Origin of the sequence: Pseudomonas sp. NIBRBAC000502773, assembly GCF_006517195.1 — a bacterium.
GTDB lineage: Bacteria > Pseudomonadota > Gammaproteobacteria > Pseudomonadales > Pseudomonadaceae > Aquipseudomonas > Aquipseudomonas marginalis.
This window is the reverse complement of record NZ_CP041189.1, coordinates 2,917,153-2,936,426: the sequence shown is the minus strand read 5'-3', so window position 1 is coordinate 2,936,426 and position 19,274 is coordinate 2,917,153. Positions and strand designations below refer to the sequence as shown.

At 60.7% G+C, this 19,274-nt stretch carries 16 protein-coding genes and 1 pseudogene; 8 read left to right on the top strand and 9 right to left on the bottom strand.

Annotated features, from left to right (window positions below):
- Nucleotides 1–4 precede the first annotated feature (4 nt).
- The 3 genes from NIBR502773_RS13660 to NIBR502773_RS13650 all read left to right on the top strand — a co-directional run bounded on the left by NIBR502773_RS13660 (nucleotide 5) and on the right by NIBR502773_RS13650 (nucleotide 2,840).
- Nucleotides 5–1,027, top strand: a complete 1,023-nt coding sequence (locus NIBR502773_RS13660; protein WP_065938090.1) for a putative 2-aminoethylphosphonate ABC transporter substrate-binding protein — start codon at nucleotides 5–7, stop codon at nucleotides 1,025–1,027.
- A 125-nt stretch (nucleotides 1,028–1,152) separates the two neighbouring features.
- Nucleotides 1,153–2,286, top strand: a complete 1,134-nt coding sequence (locus NIBR502773_RS13655; protein ID WP_141156245.1) for a TIGR03364 family FAD-dependent oxidoreductase — start codon at nucleotides 1,153–1,155, stop codon at nucleotides 2,284–2,286.
- On the top strand, nucleotides 2,286–2,840 hold the full coding sequence (locus NIBR502773_RS13650) for a phosphonate degradation HD-domain oxygenase (protein WP_115485556.1): 555 nt from the start codon (nucleotides 2,286–2,288) through the stop codon (nucleotides 2,838–2,840). Before NIBR502773_RS13655 ends, NIBR502773_RS13650 begins: the two co-directional genes overlap by 1 nt.
- On the opposite strand, the gene NIBR502773_RS13645 is transcribed toward NIBR502773_RS13650, so the two are convergent.
- Both NIBR502773_RS13645 and NIBR502773_RS13640 read right to left on the bottom strand, forming a co-directional pair.
- Entirely contained in the window at nucleotides 2,837–4,204 is a 1,368-nt protein-coding gene (locus NIBR502773_RS13645) for a DUF3482 domain-containing protein (protein ID WP_027606126.1), read from the bottom strand. The genes NIBR502773_RS13650 and NIBR502773_RS13645 overlap by 4 nt on opposite strands.
- Nucleotides 4,197–5,609 carry a DUF2868 domain-containing protein gene (locus tag NIBR502773_RS13640; RefSeq protein WP_141156244.1) on the bottom strand — a complete coding sequence of 471 codons (1,413 nt, stop codon included), beginning with the start codon at nucleotides 5,607–5,609 and terminating at the stop codon, nucleotides 4,197–4,199. Before NIBR502773_RS13640 ends, NIBR502773_RS13645 begins: the two co-directional genes overlap by 8 nt.
- Nucleotides 5,610–5,644: 35 nt before the next feature.
- Between NIBR502773_RS13640 and NIBR502773_RS13635 the strand changes: the two genes are divergently transcribed.
- The gene (locus tag NIBR502773_RS13635) at nucleotides 5,645–6,235 is read left to right on the top strand and encodes a dihydrofolate reductase (protein WP_257228271.1); all 591 of its coding nucleotides are present in this window, start codon (nucleotides 5,645–5,647) and stop codon (nucleotides 6,233–6,235) included.
- A 217-nt stretch (nucleotides 6,236–6,452) separates the two neighbouring features.
- A pseudogene (locus NIBR502773_RS30935) lies at nucleotides 6,453–6,568 on the top strand (dihydrofolate reductase); the annotation flags it as partial.
- Nucleotides 6,569–6,630: 62 nt separating this feature from the next.
- Here NIBR502773_RS30935 and NIBR502773_RS13625 read toward each other — a convergent pair.
- Genes NIBR502773_RS13625 through NIBR502773_RS13615 form a run of 3 tightly spaced genes read right to left on the bottom strand, consistent with a single transcriptional unit; the run spans nucleotide 6,631 to nucleotide 8,955 of the window.
- The gene (locus tag NIBR502773_RS13625; protein WP_141156243.1) at nucleotides 6,631–7,113 is read right to left on the bottom strand and encodes a DUF6392 family protein; all 483 of its coding nucleotides are present in this window, start codon (nucleotides 7,111–7,113) and stop codon (nucleotides 6,631–6,633) included.
- A 1-nt stretch (nucleotide 7,114) separates the two neighbouring features.
- Nucleotides 7,115–8,578 (bottom strand): S-type pyocin domain-containing protein, encoded by a 1,464-nt coding sequence (locus NIBR502773_RS13620; RefSeq protein ID WP_141156242.1) that lies wholly within the window; start codon nucleotides 8,576–8,578, stop codon nucleotides 7,115–7,117.
- Nucleotides 8,575–8,955 carry a PAAR domain-containing protein gene (locus NIBR502773_RS13615; RefSeq protein WP_141156241.1) on the bottom strand — a complete coding sequence of 127 codons (381 nt, stop codon included), beginning with the start codon at nucleotides 8,953–8,955 and terminating at the stop codon, nucleotides 8,575–8,577. The genes NIBR502773_RS13620 and NIBR502773_RS13615 overlap by 4 nt, the downstream gene beginning before the upstream one ends.
- Before the next feature lie 447 nt (nucleotides 8,956–9,402).
- Between NIBR502773_RS13615 and NIBR502773_RS13610 the strand changes: the two genes are divergently transcribed.
- Nucleotides 9,403–9,687, top strand: a complete 285-nt coding sequence (locus NIBR502773_RS13610; protein WP_141156240.1) for a DUF6124 family protein — start codon at nucleotides 9,403–9,405, stop codon at nucleotides 9,685–9,687.
- A gap of 160 nt (nucleotides 9,688–9,847) precedes the next feature.
- Here the strand turns inward: NIBR502773_RS13610 and NIBR502773_RS13605 are convergent, their stop codons facing one another.
- On the bottom strand, nucleotides 9,848–11,239 hold the full coding sequence (locus tag NIBR502773_RS13605) for an L-cystine transporter (RefSeq protein ID WP_141156239.1): 1,392 nt from the start codon (nucleotides 11,237–11,239) through the stop codon (nucleotides 9,848–9,850).
- 242 nt (nucleotides 11,240–11,481) lie between these two features.
- Between NIBR502773_RS13605 and NIBR502773_RS13600 the strand changes: the two genes are divergently transcribed.
- Complete coding sequence (locus tag NIBR502773_RS13600; protein WP_027606122.1) at nucleotides 11,482–12,540, top strand: hypothetical protein; 1,059 nt, start codon at nucleotides 11,482–11,484, stop codon at nucleotides 12,538–12,540.
- A gap of 129 nt (nucleotides 12,541–12,669) precedes the next feature.
- Here NIBR502773_RS13600 and NIBR502773_RS13595 read toward each other — a convergent pair whose 3' ends face one another.
- Nucleotides 12,670–14,106, bottom strand: coding sequence for a hypothetical protein (locus tag NIBR502773_RS13595; RefSeq protein WP_141156238.1), 1,437 nt, complete (start codon nucleotides 14,104–14,106; stop codon nucleotides 12,670–12,672).
- A gap of 123 nt (nucleotides 14,107–14,229) precedes the next feature.
- Nucleotides 14,230–16,071, bottom strand: a complete 1,842-nt coding sequence (ilvD, locus tag NIBR502773_RS13590; protein ID WP_027606118.1) for a dihydroxy-acid dehydratase — start codon at nucleotides 16,069–16,071, stop codon at nucleotides 14,230–14,232.
- Nucleotides 16,072–16,348: 277 nt separating this feature from the next.
- Between ilvD and NIBR502773_RS13585 the strand changes: the two genes are divergently transcribed.
- Entirely contained in the window at nucleotides 16,349–18,082 is a 1,734-nt protein-coding gene (locus tag NIBR502773_RS13585) for a DUF4153 domain-containing protein (protein WP_141156237.1), read from the top strand.
- Here NIBR502773_RS13585 and NIBR502773_RS13580 read toward each other — a convergent pair.
- Nucleotides 18,057–19,232 (bottom strand): MFS transporter, encoded by a 1,176-nt coding sequence (locus NIBR502773_RS13580; RefSeq protein WP_115485563.1) that lies wholly within the window; start codon nucleotides 19,230–19,232, stop codon nucleotides 18,057–18,059. The genes NIBR502773_RS13585 and NIBR502773_RS13580 overlap by 26 nt on opposite strands.
- Nucleotides 19,233–19,274 lie beyond the last annotated feature (42 nt).

Genomic DNA, 19,274 nt, shown 5'->3' with positions numbered 1-19,274 from the left:
CTCCATGTTCAAGCCCCTGGCGCTGGTCGCTGCTGTACTCACTGCATTCAGCCTGAATGCCTTCGCCAAGACCGAGTTGACCGTGTACACGGCCCTTGAAGCCGAGCAGTTGAAGACCTACAAAAAAGCCTTCGAGCAGGCCAACCCCGACGTCGAGATCAAATGGGTGCGCGACTCTACCGGCATCATCACCGCCAAGCTGCTGGCCGAAAAAGACCGCCCGCAGGCCGATGTGGTCTGGGGCCTGGCCGCATCGAGCCTGGCGATCCTCGATCAGCAGGGCATGCTGGACAATTACGCCCCCAAGGACCTGGACAAGATCGGCAAGAACTACCGTGACGCCGCCAACCCACCGGCCTGGGTCGGCATGGATGTGTGGGCGGCAACCATTTGCTTCAACACGGTCGAAGCCGAAAAGCAGGGCCTGACCAAGCCGGTGAGCTGGCAAGACCTGACCAAGCCCGAGTACAAGGGCAAGATCGTGATGCCCAACCCGGCCTCGTCCGGCACCGGCTTCCTGGATGTGAGCGCGTGGCTGCAAACCTTCGGCGAGAAGCAGGGCTGGCAGTACATGGACGACTTGCACCAGAACATCGGCCAGTACGTTCACTCCGGTTCCAAACCGTGCAAGCTGGCGGCTTCCGGTGAGTTCCCGATTGGTATTTCCTTTGAGTATCCGGCCGTGCAGCTGAAGCGCCAGGGCGCGCCGCTGGACATCATCCTGCCGAAGGAAGGCCTGGGCTGGGATATCGAAGCCACCGCCGTGATCAAGGGCACCGCCCATGCGGACGCCGCCAGAAAGCTCGCGGATTTCTCCGCCAGTACAGCGGCAATGGACCTGTACAAGGACAACTTCGCCGTGCTCGCCCAGCCGGGGATCGCCAAGCCGCAGACCGAATTGCCGGCTGACTATGAGCAGCGGTTGATCAAGAACGACTTCGGCTGGGCCTCGAAAAACCGCGACAGCATCCTGGCTGAGTGGCGCAAGCGCTATGACGGCAAGTCGGAGAAGGTGGCGGGGCAGTAAGGTTTTCGTTAGGGCTACTGGCCTCATCGGGAGCAAGCCCCCTCTCACACTTGACTGCATTCACAAATCGAAATGTGGGAGGGGGCTTGCCCCCGATAGCGGTCTTGAAAACAGGACATCACTAAATGACACACCACAGCGACCTGCTCATCATCGGCGCCGGCATCCTCGGCCTGTCCCACGCCTACGCCGCGGCCAAGCGCGGCCTCAAGGTCAAGGTCTTCGAGCGCAGCGCCACGCCCCTGGGCGCCTCGGTACGCAACTTCGGCCAGGCCCTGGTCACCGGGCAGCCGCCGGGGCCGATGCTCGACCTGGCGCGGCAAAGCCGTGAAATCTGGGGGCATTGGGCACAGGAGGCGGGCCTTAAATTGAAGCGCAACGGCTCGTATCTATTCGCCCGTACCGAAGCCGAAGAGCATCTGCTGGAAGCCTTCTGCGCCGGCCGCGCGCGTGAACACGGCTATAACGTCGACCTGTTGCAAGGCGCGGCGTTGAAGGATCTGTATGGCGGCCAGTTCCGCCATCACCGCGCCGCGCTGCATGGCAGGGACGACCAGCAACTGTATTCGCGCGAGGCGATACCGGCGCTGACCCACTACCTGAGCCAGCAACTGGGTGTGGAATTTTACTTCTCCACCCTGGTGCGCGATGTCGAACCGGGCCAGGTGCACAGCACGGCAGGCAGTTTTCGTGGCGAGCAGGTCATCGTCTGTTCCGGCCACGATTATCAAACCCTGTTGGCCGAGGCGATCGCCGAACTCAACCCGCAGATCTGCCGCCTGCAAATGCTGCGCGCCCGGCCTGCACTCAACCTCAACCTGCAACACGCCTTGCTCACCGGCCTCAGTTGCGTGCACTACGGCGCTTTTGCCGACCTGCCTGAAGCCGCGCCGGTACAGGCACAAATCCTGCGCGAGACGCCACACCTGCATGCACACGGGATTCACCTGCTGATCAGCCCGACGCCCCATGGCGAACTGATCATCGGCGACTCCCACGACTACGGCAGCGATGCCTCGCCGTTCAATGCCGAGCAGGTGGATGACTGGATGATCGAGTTGGCCGAGCAGACCTTGGGTTGCAAGATCCAGGTGGTGGAACGCTGGCAGGGCGTCTACGGTGCCAGGGGTCCGGCGCCGTTTTCATTTGTGCAGGCCGCACCTGGCGTGAGCGCCGCCTTGATGCACACCGGCGTAGGCATGAGCGTGGGGCCGGCGATGGCCGAGCGCAATATCACAACCCTGTGGGGAGACGCGTGATGAACCCGGAACGGGCGATTGCCGAAGTCTTTGCTTTGTACGAGCAGCACGGCACGGCGGATTACATCGGCGAGCCGGTGTCGCAGATCGAGCACATGTCCCAGGCCGCGCAGTTGGCCATGGCCGAAGGCTTCGATGATGAAGTGGTGCTGGCGGCGTTTTTCCACGATATCGGCCATCTGTGCGGCCAGGGTGGCGAGAACATGGGCGGTTATGGCGTGGTCGGCCATGAGCGGTTGGGCGCGGATTATTTGCGCCGTGCAGGCTTCAGTGAGCGCCTGGCCAGGCTGGTGGAGTACCACGTCCAGGCCAAGCGCTACCTGACGTTCAGCCAGCCGGACTACTACGCACGCTTGAGCGAAGCCAGCCGCCGCACCCTGGGTTACCAGGGCGGCGTGATGACGGCCGAGGAGGCCTGCGCCTTTGAACAAGACCCGCTGTACCAGGTCAGCCTGCGTCTGCGCCACTGGGACGAACAGGCCAAGCAAATGCACGTGCCGGTGCTCGACCTGAGCGTACTCAAGGCCAAGGCCCGGCAACTGCTGGCGGCTTAAGTCTCGTCGAGGCGCTGGGCCAGGGCTTCGACCTGTTCCTGGCGTTCGGCCTGGCTCAGTCTGGCCTGGGGGTTGAGGGACGACCATTGCGGGTGGGCGCGGGCCTTGTGCAACGCGTCCGGCAATTTGCCTTCGCGCCAGGTCTTGTCCTGGGGCGTATCGACCTTGATGCTGTGCATCGCCGCATGGCCGCGCAGGTTCAGGGCCTTGAGCAACTGGCGCTGGCGCAGGGCGAGCAGGCGCAGCACGCTGTCATCCACGGTCAGCTCGCGTTGGCCCTTGATCTTGCCCAGCAGGCGGCTGCCGTAGCTGCGCGCGGTCTGCAACGCGCCACCGGCGATGGCGCCCGCCAGGGCGGCGGCGCCGAGGGTCAGCCCGCCGACCAGCAGATCCACCCCGGCTCCGGCCGCTGCGCCTGCAGCGATGCCTCCGCCGACGCGCACGCCGAGTTGCTTGAGGGTTTCCGGGTTGAACAGGTCATCCCCCCAGCGGCCGTCGAGCAACGGCAAGTCGCTGGCGGCGGCGTCCTGCGGGCGGAAGCCGAACAGCTTGAGCAGGGCCTCCACGCATTTTTGTTCGCGCTGACGCACCGCCTTGCGCAAATCGCTGATGGCTTGTTGCTCATCTTCAGTCACCACGCTGCGTCGGCACGCGGCGCAGTCGATCAGCAATTCGGCAATCAACCGCGCGGCACTCTGTTGACGGGCCTGGCGTTGGGCTTCCTGGTCGAGGATCAGTCGCTGCAACTGCGGCCGGGCGTTTTCCAGCAGCAGGGCGAGGCTTTCATACAGTCGGCGTTCGCCGTCTTCCGGCGGTGCGACGCTGTCGAAACGCACCAGCGCATGCAGGCCCAGGCGTGCCAGCGCTTCGCGCCAGTCCGGTTCGCGGTGGTCGCTGCTGCTGACGAAGTTGAGCACCGGCAGCAACGGTTTGCCACAACTGGCCAGCACTTGCAGCTCATCACGGTACTTGGCCAGCACCGGTTCGCGAGCGTCGATCACATACAGGCCGGCGTCCGAGGCCAGCAGTTGGCGCAGCACCTTGGCTTCCTGTTCGAAACGCTGGCGGGCTTCGCTGCCTTCCAGGAACCGCGCCAGGCGGGCTGGGCCGTCCAAGCGTTCGCCGGGGCGATCCAGGCGCTCCAGGTAGTCGAGCAGGGCGATGGCATCTTCCAGGCCGGGGGTGTCATAGAGATCGAGCAAGGCTTCGCCGTCGACCGACAAGCGCGCGCCTTCGACATGCCGCGTGGTGCTGGGGCGATGGGAGACTTCACCGAACCCGACGTCACGGGTGAGGGTACGCAGCAACGAGGTCTTGCCGACGTTGGTGTGGCCGACCACGGCGAGTTTCAGTGGCTTAGTCATGACCGGTCTCCAGCCAGTTCAACGGCGCGCAATCGGCGAACGGCAGCTCCAGTTGTTGCAGCGCGCTGTGCCAGTCGCCCAGGCGCTCGGCATCCAGCGCCTGGCCGGGCGGGGCTTGCAACAGCCATACGCGAGTGGCGGCGGCGCTGCGTGCGAGTTCGGCGATCAGCGCCAGGCTGCCGCGGTCCGGCGAGCGGCGCGGGTCGCAGGCGATGGCCAGGCGCGCGGGCGGGAAGCGGCTGAGTTGCTCCAGGAGCTTGTTGCGCGATTCGCGGCTGTCGAGGATGCCGGCGTTCTTAACCTTCGCCGGCAACTTGGGCGGCCAGGGATGTTGATCGTCCAATTCGATGGCGACGAGCAAGGCGCCGTCGCTTTCCAGCGCACTGACGCCGCCGGTGACGGGGTGCAGTTGTTCCGGCGCGGCGTCGTTGACGCCAAGGCGCTCGCTGCTGGGCATCAGGCGTTCGCGCAGTGGGCTGTAGCCGGGCAGGTTGAGGTCCAGGTGCAGGGCGGCGCGCCCGCGTTTCCAGCGCCACAGGCACAGCAGGGCGAGGATCAAGCGGGGCAGCAGGCCGTAGACCAGCAATACCCCGACCAGCCAGGCGGCCCACGCCTGGCGGGCGCTTTCGATATTCAGTGCGGAGTCGCCGCTGGCGCGGATCATCTCGACGGTCGGCACATTGAAGCCCAGCAGGGCGGGCAGGGTGCCGAGGGCCTGGGTCACGGCGACGAAGGTGTCGGCGCCGAGGATGGTGGTTTCCCACACAAAGCCGTAACGGCGGGTGGCGAGCAGCGTCAGCAGAATCACCAGCGCGCTGAGCAGCGCCAGCAACCACAGGCTGTTGACCAGCACCCCTACCGCCCAGCGATTGAGTTTTTGTCGTTGCAGCAACAGCAGCAACGCCGGGGCCAACTGGGCAGCCTTGGCGTCGCGCGCAAGCTTTTCACTGAGCCACAGCCACAGCCGCCCGAGACTGGCGCCGTGCTCGCCGGCAAACAGCAGCCCCAACGCCCAGCTCAACAGCAGGATCAGGTTCAGGCCGAGCAGGCTGCCCAGGGCCCAGAACACATTCACCGGGGTCAAGCCGTTGCCCAGCGCAGCAAAGGCCAGTCCCGCGCCGCTGATGACGGCCACCACCGCCAGCAGCACCAGGGCCAGGCGTGCGCCTTGCAGCCAGCGCGTGAGGGCGGCGGTCAGGCCATCGCGCCCGGCCAGGTGCAGGGCGCGCTGTTGAATGCGCGTCGGCAGATCGCCGCCCGCCGTGCGGGCGAGGCGATTGGCTTCCTGGTCTTCCAGGGGGCCGGCGTGTTCTTCACGCAGGCGCACGGTTTCCGTCAGCCAGAGTTTGTGCAGGGGGTCAGTGCGGTCACGCGTCTTCCTGTCGTGCAAGTGAGCTTGGAGCATAACCGCTGGTTCGTGGCTCTGGTATTCTCGTCGCCATGAAAAAAACTCTCCCTTTAAGCCTGATCGCAGCCCTCGGTGAAAACCGCGTGATCGGCGTCGACAACAGCATGCCCTGGCATTTGCCGGGGGATTTCAAATATTTCAAGGCCACCACGCTCGGCAAGCCGATCATCATGGGGCGCAAGACCTGGGATTCCCTGGGCCGACCGCTGCCGGGGCGCTTGAACCTGGTGGTCAGTCGTCAGACCGATCTGGTGCTTGAAGGTGCGGAAGTTTTTCCGTCACTCGATGCCGCCGTCGCGCGGGCTGAAGCCTGGGCGCTGGAGCAGGGCGTGGATGAGCTGATGCTCATCGGCGGCGCGCAGTTATATGCGCAGGGGCTGGAACAGGCGGATCGCCTGTACCTGACGCGCGTGGCGCTGAGCCCGGAAGGGGATGCTTGGTTTCCGGCGTTTGATGCGAGCCAGTGGAAGTTGGTGTCGAACGTCGAGAATCCGGCGGAAGGGGACAAGCCGGCGTACAGCTTTGAGGTTTGGGAAAAGGCCTGCCAAGCATGGGAGACAGACGAAGTAAAAAAGCGCTTGGCTGATCCTCTGCGGGTTAAAGTTTCACTGGATGATTTGTAGGCATGAGCTTCTTGTTGTGTTGAGCGAGCTTGTCGCGCGCGTGGCGAACCGGCTCACTACACCTATCGGTGTAACTTAGGCCTGCACTAACTCCGCATACTCATCAGCATCCAGCAAGGTTTTATACGTCTGCCCCATGATCTGGCTGAATCGCCCCAGCCATCATCGAACCATTCAGGTTCAACTTCGTGTGGCCCATGTCGATCAGCGGCTCCATGGTAATCCGTGGTTTCCGGCGTTTGATATGAACCAGTGGATATTGGTGTCGAATGCCGAGAGTACGGCGCAAGGGGTAAGCCCACGTACAACTTCGATGTGTGGGAGCACGGTTAAGATCATCTGCATGTGGAGCGGGGGAGCGATAAAAAACGCGCTTGGTGTGGAGTCAGGCGTGGTTAATCGCGGCCCATCTCAACCAACGTGAACGCTAAACCACATACTGATTTATCTGGTAAATACTGGGCAGCGACCCTCGTGTTCGAGTGAAACTCCAAACTGAGACGAAAGGAATCCCATCCTCCTGTAGCCCCAATCGGCAACGGTAACTTCACTGGCCCTTTGGACTCGTTTGGCTTTCCAAGTGTGTTTTGAATACTCTCTTGATTCATCGAGAGGGCGAATGGTGCAGGTAGCTCACCCACGTACTTTGGCTCTCCATCCGCCAGTGCTATCAGGCAAAAAACGATTCGCTCTAATCGCATGGTTTCAGCCCAAAACCAAAGCTCAATGCCTGGCTCTGGCTTATCGATGAAATGGGTGTTCTGGCTATTTGAAAATAGTGGTTTTATCGATCCTGCACAAAGTAAACCCTCGACAAGAAACTCGTCGTAAGTGCGACCCAAACCTCTTACCAAGTGATTAATTTTCACGGCATCCATACTAGTACCACCCTTGATTCTCGTTGATCTTATGCATTTGGGTACGCGCCGTCTCAAGATCAGACTCGGCGAAGCCGTGATCTAGAAGATATGGCTTGATAGCATTGAAATTGCTGTCTACTGCGTGACGAAGATCGTCAGCATCTAACGCCTGTTTTTCCTCCGTATTTCGCCAGCCGTAGGTCTCACTAAACTTCTGATGGATGTAAGACGGAATCGCAATGCTTGCAGCGTTGTTTAATGCATCCTTAAGCTGCCTCTCTGTGAAGCTTATTGCATAGCTTTCGAGATGACGTCTTATCGACGCCTGCGAGGGCATGTGATCCACATGTAACCCGTTGCGCAGTCGTCCATTGAACGCGCCATAAATATCAACCTCTAAGGGCTTGACCGCAGGCTTGGCAAACACCAAATACAGCGGCGGTACACCCGAATCAGCGGGAAACGAAATGATCGTATCCTGCCAGGTAACATCCTCAGCTTCCTGGCCCGGATAGTGACTTAATGCCGAATCTTGCCCCACTGCAACCGGATGAACGAACAAATTATCCAGGCGTTCCGGTGTGCCGGGATACGGGCTCGGCACACTCACCACCGGCCCATGATTTGGCGTCCAAGTGATGCTGATGCCATCGAGCACCGCCACCATCGCGCTTTTGTCAGCATTCCATCTGGCTTGTGCGACAGGCACACGATCTGCGCCACTTCCAGGCCTGGTATGTATGCCGTAAACGCGCAGTTCACCGGACTCATCCTGGCGAAACTGGAAACGCACCCGTGTACTGGCTGAACGCATCCCCTCCAACTGCTTCGGGGTGTACAGCGTTGAATCACCGATATCCCGAGGCCAGAATGCCAGCAGCACGAGGTTGAGGGCGGAACTGGCTCCGGCCAACGCTCGTACAGCCCATGCACCGAGGTCGCTGCCGAGTGTGCCTGCTACCCTGCCGACAGCGCCCGTCGTACCGGTTGAGGCCATGACGGCCGTGGTGCCGAAGTTCCTGGCGTTTTCCGGGCCGGCTCCCGCAGCCGTAGAACCGGCCGGCACCGAGACGCATGATTTGGCGAACACGCACGCGTCAGCGGCACGATTCACCGCGCCGGGGACGGAGAAGTTGGCAACAGGCGGGTTAGGTGTGTTTGGCCCTGTCCAAGTGAAGGTGTCACGCTGGGGTTGTGTTTCGAACACCTGAGACTTGAAGCGCTGGCAGGCGATCAGCTCAGGGGGTGGATCGCATTTACATATACAAAGATCCCCCTCAAGCGCCGCTTGTTTGCCGCCCCACTCTTCGTGCAGATGAGGGCCGACGAGCGCTATGAAGCCTTCGGTGCCGCATGCCGGACAAGCGACGCGGTCACCTTCTCTGGCGATCATTTGTCCGTTGAAGCTGGTGCGCGCCAAACCGCTGATCACTTCACCGCCTGCCGTGGTCTTCGCGCCAGTGGTGATGTTGTAGCGCTTCACATCTGGCTTTCCACACGATATCCGGGCTGTAGAAGGCCTGGGATGCCATCGTCGTCCGCGTACTCCACCACCTGAGCCAGTTCTTGCAAGCTGCTCGTCACAATGTCGCCGTTGTCTGTAGCACTGCCGACAATTGCGATTGGCAGGCCTTTGTAGGTTGCTGCGAAACCTGCTCCCGAGACAATTTCACTCTCTTTACCATCGGGGTAGCGCACTCGGTCGCCTACACGCGCGATGCGCAGGTTATCAATCTCGAGGCTGGTGCTTGCTGTAACGATTTCGCCGCCCATGTGCGTTTTGGAGCCGAGTGTCGCGTAGTCATAGATGGCTTTGACTGGGCGAGTTGATTGCTGAATTTCAGTATCAGTGTCTTTCATGTCCGTTCCTTTTTTGGACGCGCAACGGGGCTCAAATACCGTCGTGGTGTCGAGTCGTGCTAAGGGGGGCCGCAGTGGCGCCAGAAGATGCTGCTGGACGCTGGAAAACCAAACAACTGACCGTTCGGCTAGGTATTCGTAGAAACAGAAATTTCTCACAAGTTATCGGGGTTGCCCTTAGGAAGCCGGCTCCCTAGTCTCCGTACACCGCTGCAAACGCAGCAGTCGGGCGTCGCGGCCCAGTCTACCAATGCGCAGAAGCGCCATTGTCCGCTTTCAGTTGGTGATCTTTTATCGTCTACTGTGCGGCTGTATGGTGGCTGTGCGCGGGATACCTTCGGGTATGCCGGGTTCTTTGGTAACCGGTCCGCGAACCTGCGTACAGCTGCCACCCTCCATCGCGTCGCGGCGATCAGTAGCAGCTCCACTTACCAAAGGAGCTTCACAATGTTCAAACCCGTCCCAAACCCCCCACTCGATTCTCCATCCTATTACGTCCCCGTCGTGCTATTGCGCGTGAAAGACGGTATCCCCACCGAAGACCTGCTGGTCAACCTCTCCGAGACACTGGCGTCAGCACACGCCCTGACCTGCAACTTTGCATTTGAGCTGGAAAGCTCGCGGCGGGAAGGCGCGTTGGGTATTGCGCAGTTGATTGAAGTGGCTCAGTTGCTGGCCGAGCGGGTGCTGGAGGGTCTTGAGCCGTCATCCGAGACAGAATTAGGCTACTAGCAAGTCAGCTATTTGATCGCCCTATGCTTTGGGCTCATCGTTCTACACAAATATCGAAAAGCCTAAAAGCATCGGGGGCAAGCCCCCTCCCACATTCGACCGCATTCTCATGTTGGAACTCGATCAACTGTGGGAGGGGCTTGCCCCTGATGGCGGTCTGTCAGGCCTGCGCCAACTCCCCATGCTCATCCGCATCCAACAACGCTTTATCCGTCTGCCCCATGATCTGGCTGGTAATTGCCCCCGCCGTCATCGAACCATTCACGTTCAGCGCCGTACGGCCCATGTCGATCAGCGGCTCCACGGAAATCAGCAGCGCCACCAGTGACACCGGCAACCCCATGGCCGGGAGCACGATCAACGCGGCAAAGGTCGCGCCGCCGCCCACGCCCGCCACACCGGCCGAACTCAGGGTCACAATCGCTACCAGAGTCGCGATCCACAGCGGGTCCAGCGGGTTGATGCCCACGGTCGGCGCCACCATCACCGCCAACATGGCCGGGTAGAGGCCGGCGCAGCCGTTCTGGCCGATGGTCGCGCCAAATGAGGCGGCGAAGCCGGCGATGGAGTGCGGGATGCCCAGGCGGCGGGTCTGCGCTTCAATGCTCAGCGGGATCGCCGCCGCGCTGGAGCGGCTGGTGAAGGCAAAGGTCAGCACTGGCCAGACCTTGCGGAAGAAGCGCAGCGGGTTGATCCCGGCCAGGGACAGCAGCAGGCCGTGCACCACGAACATCAGACCCAGCGCCAGGTACGACACCACCACAAAACTGCCGAGCTTGATGATGTCCTGCAGGTTGGAACCGGCGACAACCTTGGTCATCAGCGCCAGCACACCGTACGGGGTCAGCTTCATCACCAGGCGCACCAGGCGCATCACCCAGGCTTGCAGGGTGTCAATGGCGTTGATGACTTTCTGGCCTTTTTCCACGTCATCCTTGAGCAGTTGCAGTGCGGCAACCCCGAGGAATGCCGCGAAAATCACCACGCTGATGATCGACGTCGGCTTGGCCCGGGCCAGGTCGGCGAACGGGTTGGCCGGCACGAACGAGAGCAGCAACTGCGGGATATTCAGGTCGGCGACCTTGCCGGCGTAATCGCTCTGGATCACTTGCAGGCGTGCCATTTCCTGGGTGCCGGCCACCAGGCCTTCGGCGGTGAGGCCGAACAGGTTGGTCAGGCCGATACCGATCAGCGCTGCAATTGCGGTGGTGAACAGCAGCGTACCAATGGTCAGGAAGCTGATCTTGCCCAGGGACGAGGCGTTATGCAGGCGCGCCACGGCACTGAGGATCGAGGCGAATACCAGCGGGATCACGATCATTTGCAACAGTTGCACGTAGCCGTTGCCGACCAGGTCGAACCAGCCAATGGAGGCTTTGAGCACGGGGTTGCCGTCGCCGTAAATGGCGTGCAAGGCCGTACCGAACGCTACGCCGAGGACCAGGGCGAACAGAACCTTCTTGGCGAGGCTCCAGTGGGTGCGACGGGTTTGTGCCAGGCCCAGCAACAGGGCCACGAACACCAGCAAGTTGAGAATCAGGGGCAGATTCATTGAAGCTCCGTTGAGAAGGCAGCCAATCGCGTGAGCCTGCGATTGCGAACCGGAAATCCTAACAGCTTGAAATATATTGATTTAATACCAATATGGAATGGCGACTGTCGTTTTTGGAATAAGCTGCTGACGCTCCAACGTATGCCCGTGACGGAATCAGGACGCACACCGTCGTGCTCGCGTTGGGAACTGTCACAGGGATTTGTTAGCGTCCATGTCTTTCACTCAGGGAGACAACGCCTATGAAGCTCGCGCCGAAATTACTAGCCGCCGCATTCTGCCTCGGACTCGCCAGCCAGGCGTTCGCCGCCACCGAGTTGAAACACTGGCCGGCACCCGCCGCCAAACAACTGAACGAGATGATCGCCGCCAACGCCAACAAGGGTAACTTCGCGGTGTTCGACATGGACAACACCAGCTACCGCTACGACCTCGAAGAGTCCCTGCTGCCCTACATGGAAAACAAGGGCCTGATCACCCGCGACAGCCTCGACCCGTCGCTCAAGCTTATGCCGTTCAAAGACACCGCCGACCATAAGGAAAGTCTGTTCAGTTACTACTACCGCCTTTGCGAAGTCGACGACATGGTCTGCTACCCGTGGGTTGCGCAGGTGTTTTCCGGCTTCACCCTCAAGGAACTCAAGGTCCAGGTGGATGAACTGATGGCCTCCGGCAAACCGGTGCCGGTCAGCTATTTCGAAGGCGACGTGGTCAAGCAGTCCGAGGTACAGCCGCCGAAGGTCTTCACTGGCCAGGCCGAGCTGTACAACAAGCTGATGGAAAACGGCATCGAGGTGTACGTAATGACCGCCGCGTCGGAAGAGCTGGTGCGCATGGTCGCCGCCGATCCGAAGTACGGCTACAACGTCAAACCCGAGAATGTCATCGGCGTGACCACCCTGCTCAAGGACCGCAACACCGGCGAACTGACCACCGCACGTAAACAGATCGCCGCCGGCAAATACGACGAAAAAGCCAACCTTGGCCTGGAGCTGACCCCCTACCTGTGGACCCCGGCGACCTGGATGGCCGGCAAGCACGCGGCGATCCTGACCTACATCGATGAATGGAAAAAACCGGTGATCGTCGGCGGCGATACGCCGACCAGCGACGGTTACATGCTGTTCCACGATGTGGACGTGGCCAAGGGCGGCATCCACCTGTGGATCAACCGCAAGGACAAATACATGACCCAACTCAACGGCATGATCGCCAAGCATGCCGCGGCGCAAGCCAAGGAAGGGTTGCCGGTGACGGCTGACAAGAACTGGGTGATCGTCAAGCCTGACGAGATTCAGTAACACCGAGGCGCCTGCATCCCAGGCTGGCCAGCTCCCGCATTTCAAGGTGTTCACAACTCGAAATGTGGGAGGAGGCTTGCCTCGATGGCGGCCTTGAGAGCATCACAAAGCCCCGCCTAAATATAGATATCATTGCGCCGATTTCAGATCCCAGTTCCACACGCCAAGCATTGTGTTCTCCTGCACCTGAGCGAACAGCCCATAGTCGGCCAGGTACCATGATTTGAAGGTCCAGTCCTGCTTGGGCATTTTCATTGTGATGCACTCCAGCATTCTGGCCGAACCGTGGAAGGCTGGATTCAAGCTGCTTGCGGGTTGCTCACGGACAACGCGGCAGGTCACCGTCCTTGGCTCGCTGGTTTCGAGCGAAGGGCTGCCGTCCGGGTTGACGGATTTTGACCAGGTTCGTGTGTAACTGACGTGGCTGTCGAGGGGCAAGTTGCGCCAGTCGCCTTGAAAGCTCAACGCCACCAAGGCACGTGATTCTGTCTTTTTCTCAGCGGTTTTGCTGTCGATCTTGTTGCTTGCCAACTCAAACAGGCCTCTGAACGTCAGGTCTAGAGAAAACCCAAGTGCGGAGTCCTCGGTTTGCACGAGGGTCTGAGCGGACGCGGCATCAGTGCTGATGAGTGTCTGTTTTGTCTCATCACCGATGCGCGCGCCGTTGAAGAGCACGGCCTCATAGTCGTAGTCCAATCGGCCCAGGCTGCTTGGAGGCACCGGCAGTTCCAGGGCTCGGATGGCCGCTAACACTGCCGGATTGGCAACCGGTGTGCTGATGACCGGCGCCAGTGGCTGGCGCGGCTTGGCCTCAGGTAGCCGGCCCAGCGCTGCGGGTGATTGGCAAGCAGCCTTGAATACCTCTTGGTGGTCGGCAGAAGCCTGCTTCAGCGGCGTTGGATCGAGCTGGACCTGGACACTGCCGTTGGCGACCTGCCGAGCGTCGTCGAGATTGAATTGGCTCAGGCGTGTGATCGTTTGCTTTGTGCAATCAAGGGCCAGTCGCTCTTGGTTTTGCGCCACCAACAACGAGTTCTTGATGATCTGGTAGTGCTGATAACGGTGCGCGGCCCATACGTACAAGAGCCCACCGTTTTGTTCCAGGCTATTGCGGTCCAGAAGCAACCAATCCTGATCAACCGCTGCCGTCAAGGCTCGCCAATCGGGTGCGGGCCGTGCTTTGCAGACGTTCTGCAGTTGCGCGCTGTGCTGCAATTGCTGAGCTTGCGGGGCAGGTAAATCGGTGCCCGTTCCATCCAAGTTGGCAAATGGTCTGAAACTGGTCCGAGTCGGGTAGGACATTCTTCCTGGACCTTGGGTGCACGATGCGTCGAACCGAACAATTGCCGGGCTTTGTTTCAACTCGACCATGTAGGTGATCCGATCACCTTCGCGCACGATGGAGTGGTCCATCGCCGGTAGCGTCAGTGCTTCATTAAACAGTGCCAAGGCCGGATGCACTTGAGGTGCTTGAGAGGTCGGAGGGGTACTGCAACCGGTCAGGATGAGGGTCAGTAACGAAGCACACCCTGCGGTCGGGTATAGAAAGGTCAAACGTGCGTCCATGCGGGAGCCATCCATGAGAATTCTGGCGCGCACTTTATCGCGCCCAGGGTAAAAGGCAAAAACCGGTTGAACGGACAGGCAAAAAAAGCCCCGCACCAGGCGGGGCTTTTTTATGCGCGAGGCTTACAGGCCGTCGAGCATCGCCTTGTTACGCACAGCACCCTTATCGGCGCTGGTGGCCAGCAGGGCATAAGCCTTCAGTGCGGTGGTCACTTTACGTGGACGTTTTTCAACCGGCTTCCAGCCCTTCTTGTCCTGCTCGACTCGGCGCGCTGCCAGCTCTTCATCGCTGATCAACAGGTTGATCGAGCGGTTCGGAATGTCGATCAGGACCTTGTCGCCGTCCTGCACCAGGCCAATCGCACCGCCGGCAGCGGCTTCAGGTGACGCGTGGCCGATGGACAGGCCCGAGGTGCCGCCGGAGAAACGGCCGTCGGTGAGCAGGGCGCAGGCTTTGCCCAGGCCCTTGGACTTCAGGTACGACGTCGGGTAGAGCATCTCTTGCATACCCGGACCGCCTTTCGGGCCTTCGTAGCGGATGATCACGATGTCGCCTTCTTTGACTTCGTCGGCGAGGATGCCGCGTACCGAGCTGTCCTGGCTTTCGTAGATCTTGGCGCGGCCTTCGAAGACGTGGATGGATTCATCCACGCCGGCGGTTTTCACCACGCAGCCGTCAAGGGCGATGTTGCCGTACAGCACGGCCAGGCCGCCTTCCTTGGAGTAGGCGTGCTCGACACTGCGGATGCAGCCGTTTTCACGGTCGGCGTCCAGGGTGTCCCAGCGGGTCGACTGGCTGAACGCGGTCTGGGTCGGGATACCGGCCGGGCCAGCCTTGAAGAAGGTGTGCACGGCTTCGTCGTCAGTCAGGGTGATGTCCCACTTGGCGATGCCTTCGGCCAGGGATTTGCTGTGCACGGTCGGCAGGTCGGTGTGCAGCAGGCCGCCACGGGCCAGGGAGCCTAAGATCGAGAAGATCCCGCCGGCGCGGTGCACGTCTTCCATATGGTACTTCTGGATGTTCGGCGCGACCTTGCACAGTTGCGGCACATGACGGGACAGGCGGTCGATGTCGCGCAGGTCGAAATCGATCTCGGCTTCCTGGGCCGCAGCCAGCAAGTGCAGGATGGTGTTGGTGGAGCCGCCCATGGCGATGTCCAGGGTCATGGCGTTTTCGAACGCCTTGAAGTTGGCGATATTGCGCGGCAACACCGACTCATCGTTCTCGCCGTAGTAGCGCTTGCACAGCTCGACGATGGTGCGGCCGGCCTGCAGGAACAGCTGCTCACGGTCGCTGTGGGTGGCCAGGGTCGAACCGTTGCCCGGTAATGCCAGGCCGAGGGCTTCGACCAGGCAGTTCATCGAGTTGGCGGTGAACATGCCGGAGCACGACCCGCAGGTCGGGCAGGCGCTGCGCTCGTATTCCGCGACCTTCTCGTCAGAAGCGCTGGAATCGGCGGCGATGACCATGGCGTCGACCAGGTCCAGGCCATGGGAGGCGAGTTTGGTCTTGCCGGCTTCCATCGGGCCGCCGGAGACGAAGATCACCGGGATGTTCAGGCGCAGGGCGGCCATCAGCATGCCGGGGGTGATCTTGTCGCAGTTCGAGATGCAGACGATGGCGTCGGCGCAGTGGGCGTTGACCATGTACTCCACGGAGTCGGCGATGATCTCGCGGCTCGGCAGCGAGTACAGCATGCCGTCATGGCCCATGGCGATGCCGTCGTCCACGGCGATGGTGTTGAATTCTTTTGCCACGCCGCCAGCGCGTTCGATCTCGCGGGCGACCAGTTGGCCCAGGTCCTTGAGGTGCACGTGGCCCGGTACGAACTGGGTAAAGGAGTTGGCAATGGCGATGATCGGCTTCTTGAAGTCGTCATCTTTCATCCCCGTGGCACGCCACAGTGCGCGGGCGCCGGCCATGTTGCGGCCGTGGGTGGATGTTTTCGAGCGGTAATCTGGCATGGAGCACTCCGGGCGGCTAATCAGGTACTAAACAGGGGAGTGAGCTTCTATTGACGTCTGGAGCACTCAGAAATAGCCGTGTGTCCGGAGGTTGCCTCAAACGCTGCGGGATCGCCGCACGCAGTGGCCTTGAGCTCATAAACCCGCCGGGGGATGACTGGCGATGAATAGGGCCGATTCTACACCGCTGGCGGCTGGAGGGAACGGGATACTCAGGGCCGCTGGCTTTGTTTAGACTGGCGGCCCTTTGCCCCGACCCCTCTCCAAAGGAATTGGAATGCCCGGTATCCATCGTTTTCTTGGGTTCTACCTGCTGATCGGTCTGATCCAGGGAATCGTCTTCTATTACTCCGATCAGCTCTATCGCTTGAGCGAAACCGTGTTTTTTGTCACCTACACCGTGGTGTTGGTGGGCGGTACCACCTTGCAACTGCTGGGGGAAAAAGCCCGACAGTGGCGGTCGTTGCTGCCTACGCTGGCATTCACCCTGTTGATGGGTGGCATGACGCTGTGGGTCTGCTACGGCCTCGACCATGTCGGCAATAACCGCTGGGCGATCAATTCCTGGTTTATCAGCGTGGTGGTGTTGAGCTATGTCTGTGCCACGTTTCTGTTCGCCTGGCCCGCCGAAAAAGGGCAACGCTGGCGTTATGAAGACCTGTTCCAGCAGGCCTGGAACAGCGTATTCATCGTGCTGTATGCCCTGATCCTGGTGGGGGTGTTCATGTTGCTGCTCAAGCTATGGGGCCGACTGTTCCTGATGCTGGGCATAGAATTTTTTGAACGCCACTTCTGGAGCCAGCTATTCCTGTGCATCAGCTTGCCGTTGGTGTTCGCCTTGGGCATGTACCTGGCGGCGCGCAGCGAGAAAGTCATCGGCCAGATGCGCGGCATGCTGTTCAGCGCCTGTGGCTTGTTGTTGCCGTTGATCGCCCTGATCAGCCTGCTGTTTACCCTGACCTTGCCGTTCACCGGGCTCGGGCGGATTTGGGCGACGGGTTATTCCACGCCGATTCTGCTGGTGCTGGCGGGGGCCCAGCTGTTCTTGCTCAATGGTGTTTTTCAGGAGGGCGTTCAACCTCCACCGTACCCCAAATGGTTAACGCGGTTTATCGAATTGAGCCTGCTGTGCCTGCCGGTTCTCGCCGTCCTGGCGTTTTATTCGAGCTGGTTGCGGGTCGAGCAATATGCCTTATCGCCACAGCGCTTCATTGCATTGGCGGCGGCGTTACTCTGTGGTTTGTATGGCCTGGCGGCCGTGTGGGCGGTGGTGTTGCGTTCGCCGGTCTGGCTGGCCAACCTGCGTGTTACCAACCCGGCCTTGGCGCTGCTGTTTTGTGGGCTGGTGGTGTTGGTCAACACGCCGATCCTCGATCCGGTGCGCCTGAGCGTCGACGATCAGGTCCGGCGTTTGCTCGACGGGCGTACCAAGGCTGAAGCGTTTGACGCGCACTACCTGCGTTTTGGCCTGGAGAAGGCTGGGGAGGCGGCGTATGCCAAGTTGCAGGTCGACCTGGATCAGGAGCGCATTCTGGACCCGGAATCGCGCCGTGCCTTGCGTGAGCGGATGGAAGACACCTCGCTGAGTTTCAGTGAACAGTATGAAAAAGAGCGTGCCCGCCGGCCCAAGCCCGAGCTGGAATGGATCGGCCCTGAGCCCAAGGGCAGCGAGCAGTTTGCCGAGCTCAGCCTGAACACTGACTCTGGGTGCGAGCCCGGCTGTGTGTTGTGGGCGGTGGACTTCGATCAGGATGGGCAGCCCGAAGTGCTTGCGATACCGCGCACCAGTTATCGCCATGACTTCAAGCCGCCGCGCATTTTTGTCCTGGACGATAAGGGCGAATGGGACGATCGCGGCCCTCTCGTATGGACGCAACTGCCCGACGGCTATGTGGACACCGAGACCCTGATCCACGATATCCGTGAGGGCAAGATCTCGTTGGTCAAGCCTCGTTACCGGCAGTTGCAGTCCAGTGACATGTTGCTCACGCCGGTGGTTCGTGAGCCGTAGTCCGCCGATTGGTCACCAGCCCCCAGAGGCTGAATCCGATAAAACTGAGGGCGATGCTCATCAATAGATGATCGCCGGCCTGGGCCAGTGCCGCGCTGACGACAGCGGCAGTGAGAAACATGATGCTATTGCCCGCCGACGCCGCCGTGCCCGCGCTGCTGGAGAACAACAGCATTGCTGCGGAAATCGCGGCGGGCCTGACCAGGGTGACGGCCAGGGCGCTGATCAGCATTGGGATCAACAAGGTCACGGTGGTCATGGCTTCAATGCTGACGATCAGCGTTAACAGCGCGCCTGCGACGAGCAGCAAGCCAAGACCGATATTGATTTGCCGGGACAGCGCCATGCGTTTTTGCAGGTACGAGGCAGCAACGCCGCCGAGCAGGTAGGCCAGGCCGTACACCATCAGCACCAGCGCATATTGGTATTCGGACAGCTTCAGCGCATCCATGAAAATCAGCGGCGTCACGCTGATCAAGGCGAAGTAGCAGGCAAATACCAGGGCGGCGATCCACCAATAGCGCAGAAAGTCCCGATTGTGCGCCACGGCCTTGAGTGTGCCGATGATGGATACCGGTTCGCGGTGTGGGCTGGAGGACTTCGACGGCAGGATACAGAGCGCATGGATCAACATGCCCGATGCCATCAGCGCAAACCCATAGAAGCTCCCTTGCCAGTCGAAGGTGGTTTGCAGCCAGGAGCCGATCAGCGGCGACAGCGCGACAAACGAACCGCTCAGGGTCATGTAATAGAGGCGCACCCGGGCTCGGTCCTGTTCGTCGAACAGGTCTTCCACCAGCGCATGGCCCAGTACGAAGAAGCCGCAGCCCATGGCCTGGACCGTGCGGAATAGCAGGAAGGTCAGGTAATCCGGCGCCATGGCGCAACCTATCGCCCCGAGGATCGACAGCGTGATACAGCCGAGCAGGACTTCCTTGCGCCCCCATTTATCCGAAAGCGGACCGGCGAGCAGTTGGGAAATGGAAAAGACCAGGGTGAACAGGCTGATGGACAGTGCGATGTCTGCGCTGGGCGTGTCGAACCGGGCGGACAGGGCGGGGAACGACGGGAGCAGGATATTGATCGGGAAAAAGCTGATCAGTGAAATGCAGGTGATGAGGATGAAGCGGGAGAGGGTGGGCCCAGACATTGTTTTTGTTTTCCGGAGTAAAACCAGAAACCGATACTAGTC

Bases quoted from the DNA above. Each gene is read 5' to 3' on its own strand.
- NIBR502773_RS13595 (WP_141156238.1), bottom strand. From the start codon at position 14,106: ATGGACGCACGTTTGACCTTTCTATACCCGACCGCAGGGTGTGCTTCG.
- NIBR502773_RS13600 (WP_027606122.1), top strand. From the start codon at position 11,482: ATGAAGCTCGCGCCGAAATTACTAGCCGCCGCATTCTGCCTCGGACTC.
- NIBR502773_RS13650 (WP_115485556.1), top strand. From the start codon at position 2,286: ATGAACCCGGAACGGGCGATTGCCGAAGTCTTTGCTTTGTACGAGCAG.
- NIBR502773_RS13610 (WP_141156240.1), top strand. From the start codon at position 9,403: ATGTTCAAACCCGTCCCAAACCCCCCACTCGATTCTCCATCCTATTAC.
- NIBR502773_RS13605 (WP_141156239.1), bottom strand. From the start codon at position 11,239: ATGAATCTGCCCCTGATTCTCAACTTGCTGGTGTTCGTGGCCCTGTTG.
- NIBR502773_RS13615 (WP_141156241.1), bottom strand. From the start codon at position 8,955: ATGAAAGACACTGATACTGAAATTCAGCAATCAACTCGCCCAGTCAAA.
- NIBR502773_RS13635 (WP_257228271.1), top strand. From the start codon at position 5,645: ATGAAAAAAACTCTCCCTTTAAGCCTGATCGCAGCCCTCGGTGAAAAC.
- NIBR502773_RS13645 (WP_027606126.1), bottom strand. From the start codon at position 4,204: ATGACTAAGCCACTGAAACTCGCCGTGGTCGGCCACACCAACGTCGGC.
- NIBR502773_RS13655 (WP_141156245.1), top strand. From the start codon at position 1,153: ATGACACACCACAGCGACCTGCTCATCATCGGCGCCGGCATCCTCGGC.
- NIBR502773_RS13580 (WP_115485563.1), bottom strand. From the start codon at position 19,232: ATGTCTGGGCCCACCCTCTCCCGCTTCATCCTCATCACCTGCATTTCA.
- NIBR502773_RS13585 (WP_141156237.1), top strand. From the start codon at position 16,349: ATGCCCGGTATCCATCGTTTTCTTGGGTTCTACCTGCTGATCGGTCTG.
- NIBR502773_RS13660 (WP_065938090.1), top strand. From the start codon at position 5: ATGTTCAAGCCCCTGGCGCTGGTCGCTGCTGTACTCACTGCATTCAGC.
- ilvD (WP_027606118.1), bottom strand. From the start codon at position 16,071: ATGCCAGATTACCGCTCGAAAACATCCACCCACGGCCGCAACATGGCC.
- NIBR502773_RS13625 (WP_141156243.1), bottom strand. From the start codon at position 7,113: ATGGATGCCGTGAAAATTAATCACTTGGTAAGAGGTTTGGGTCGCACT.
- NIBR502773_RS13640 (WP_141156244.1), bottom strand. From the start codon at position 5,609: ATGCTCCAAGCTCACTTGCACGACAGGAAGACGCGTGACCGCACTGAC.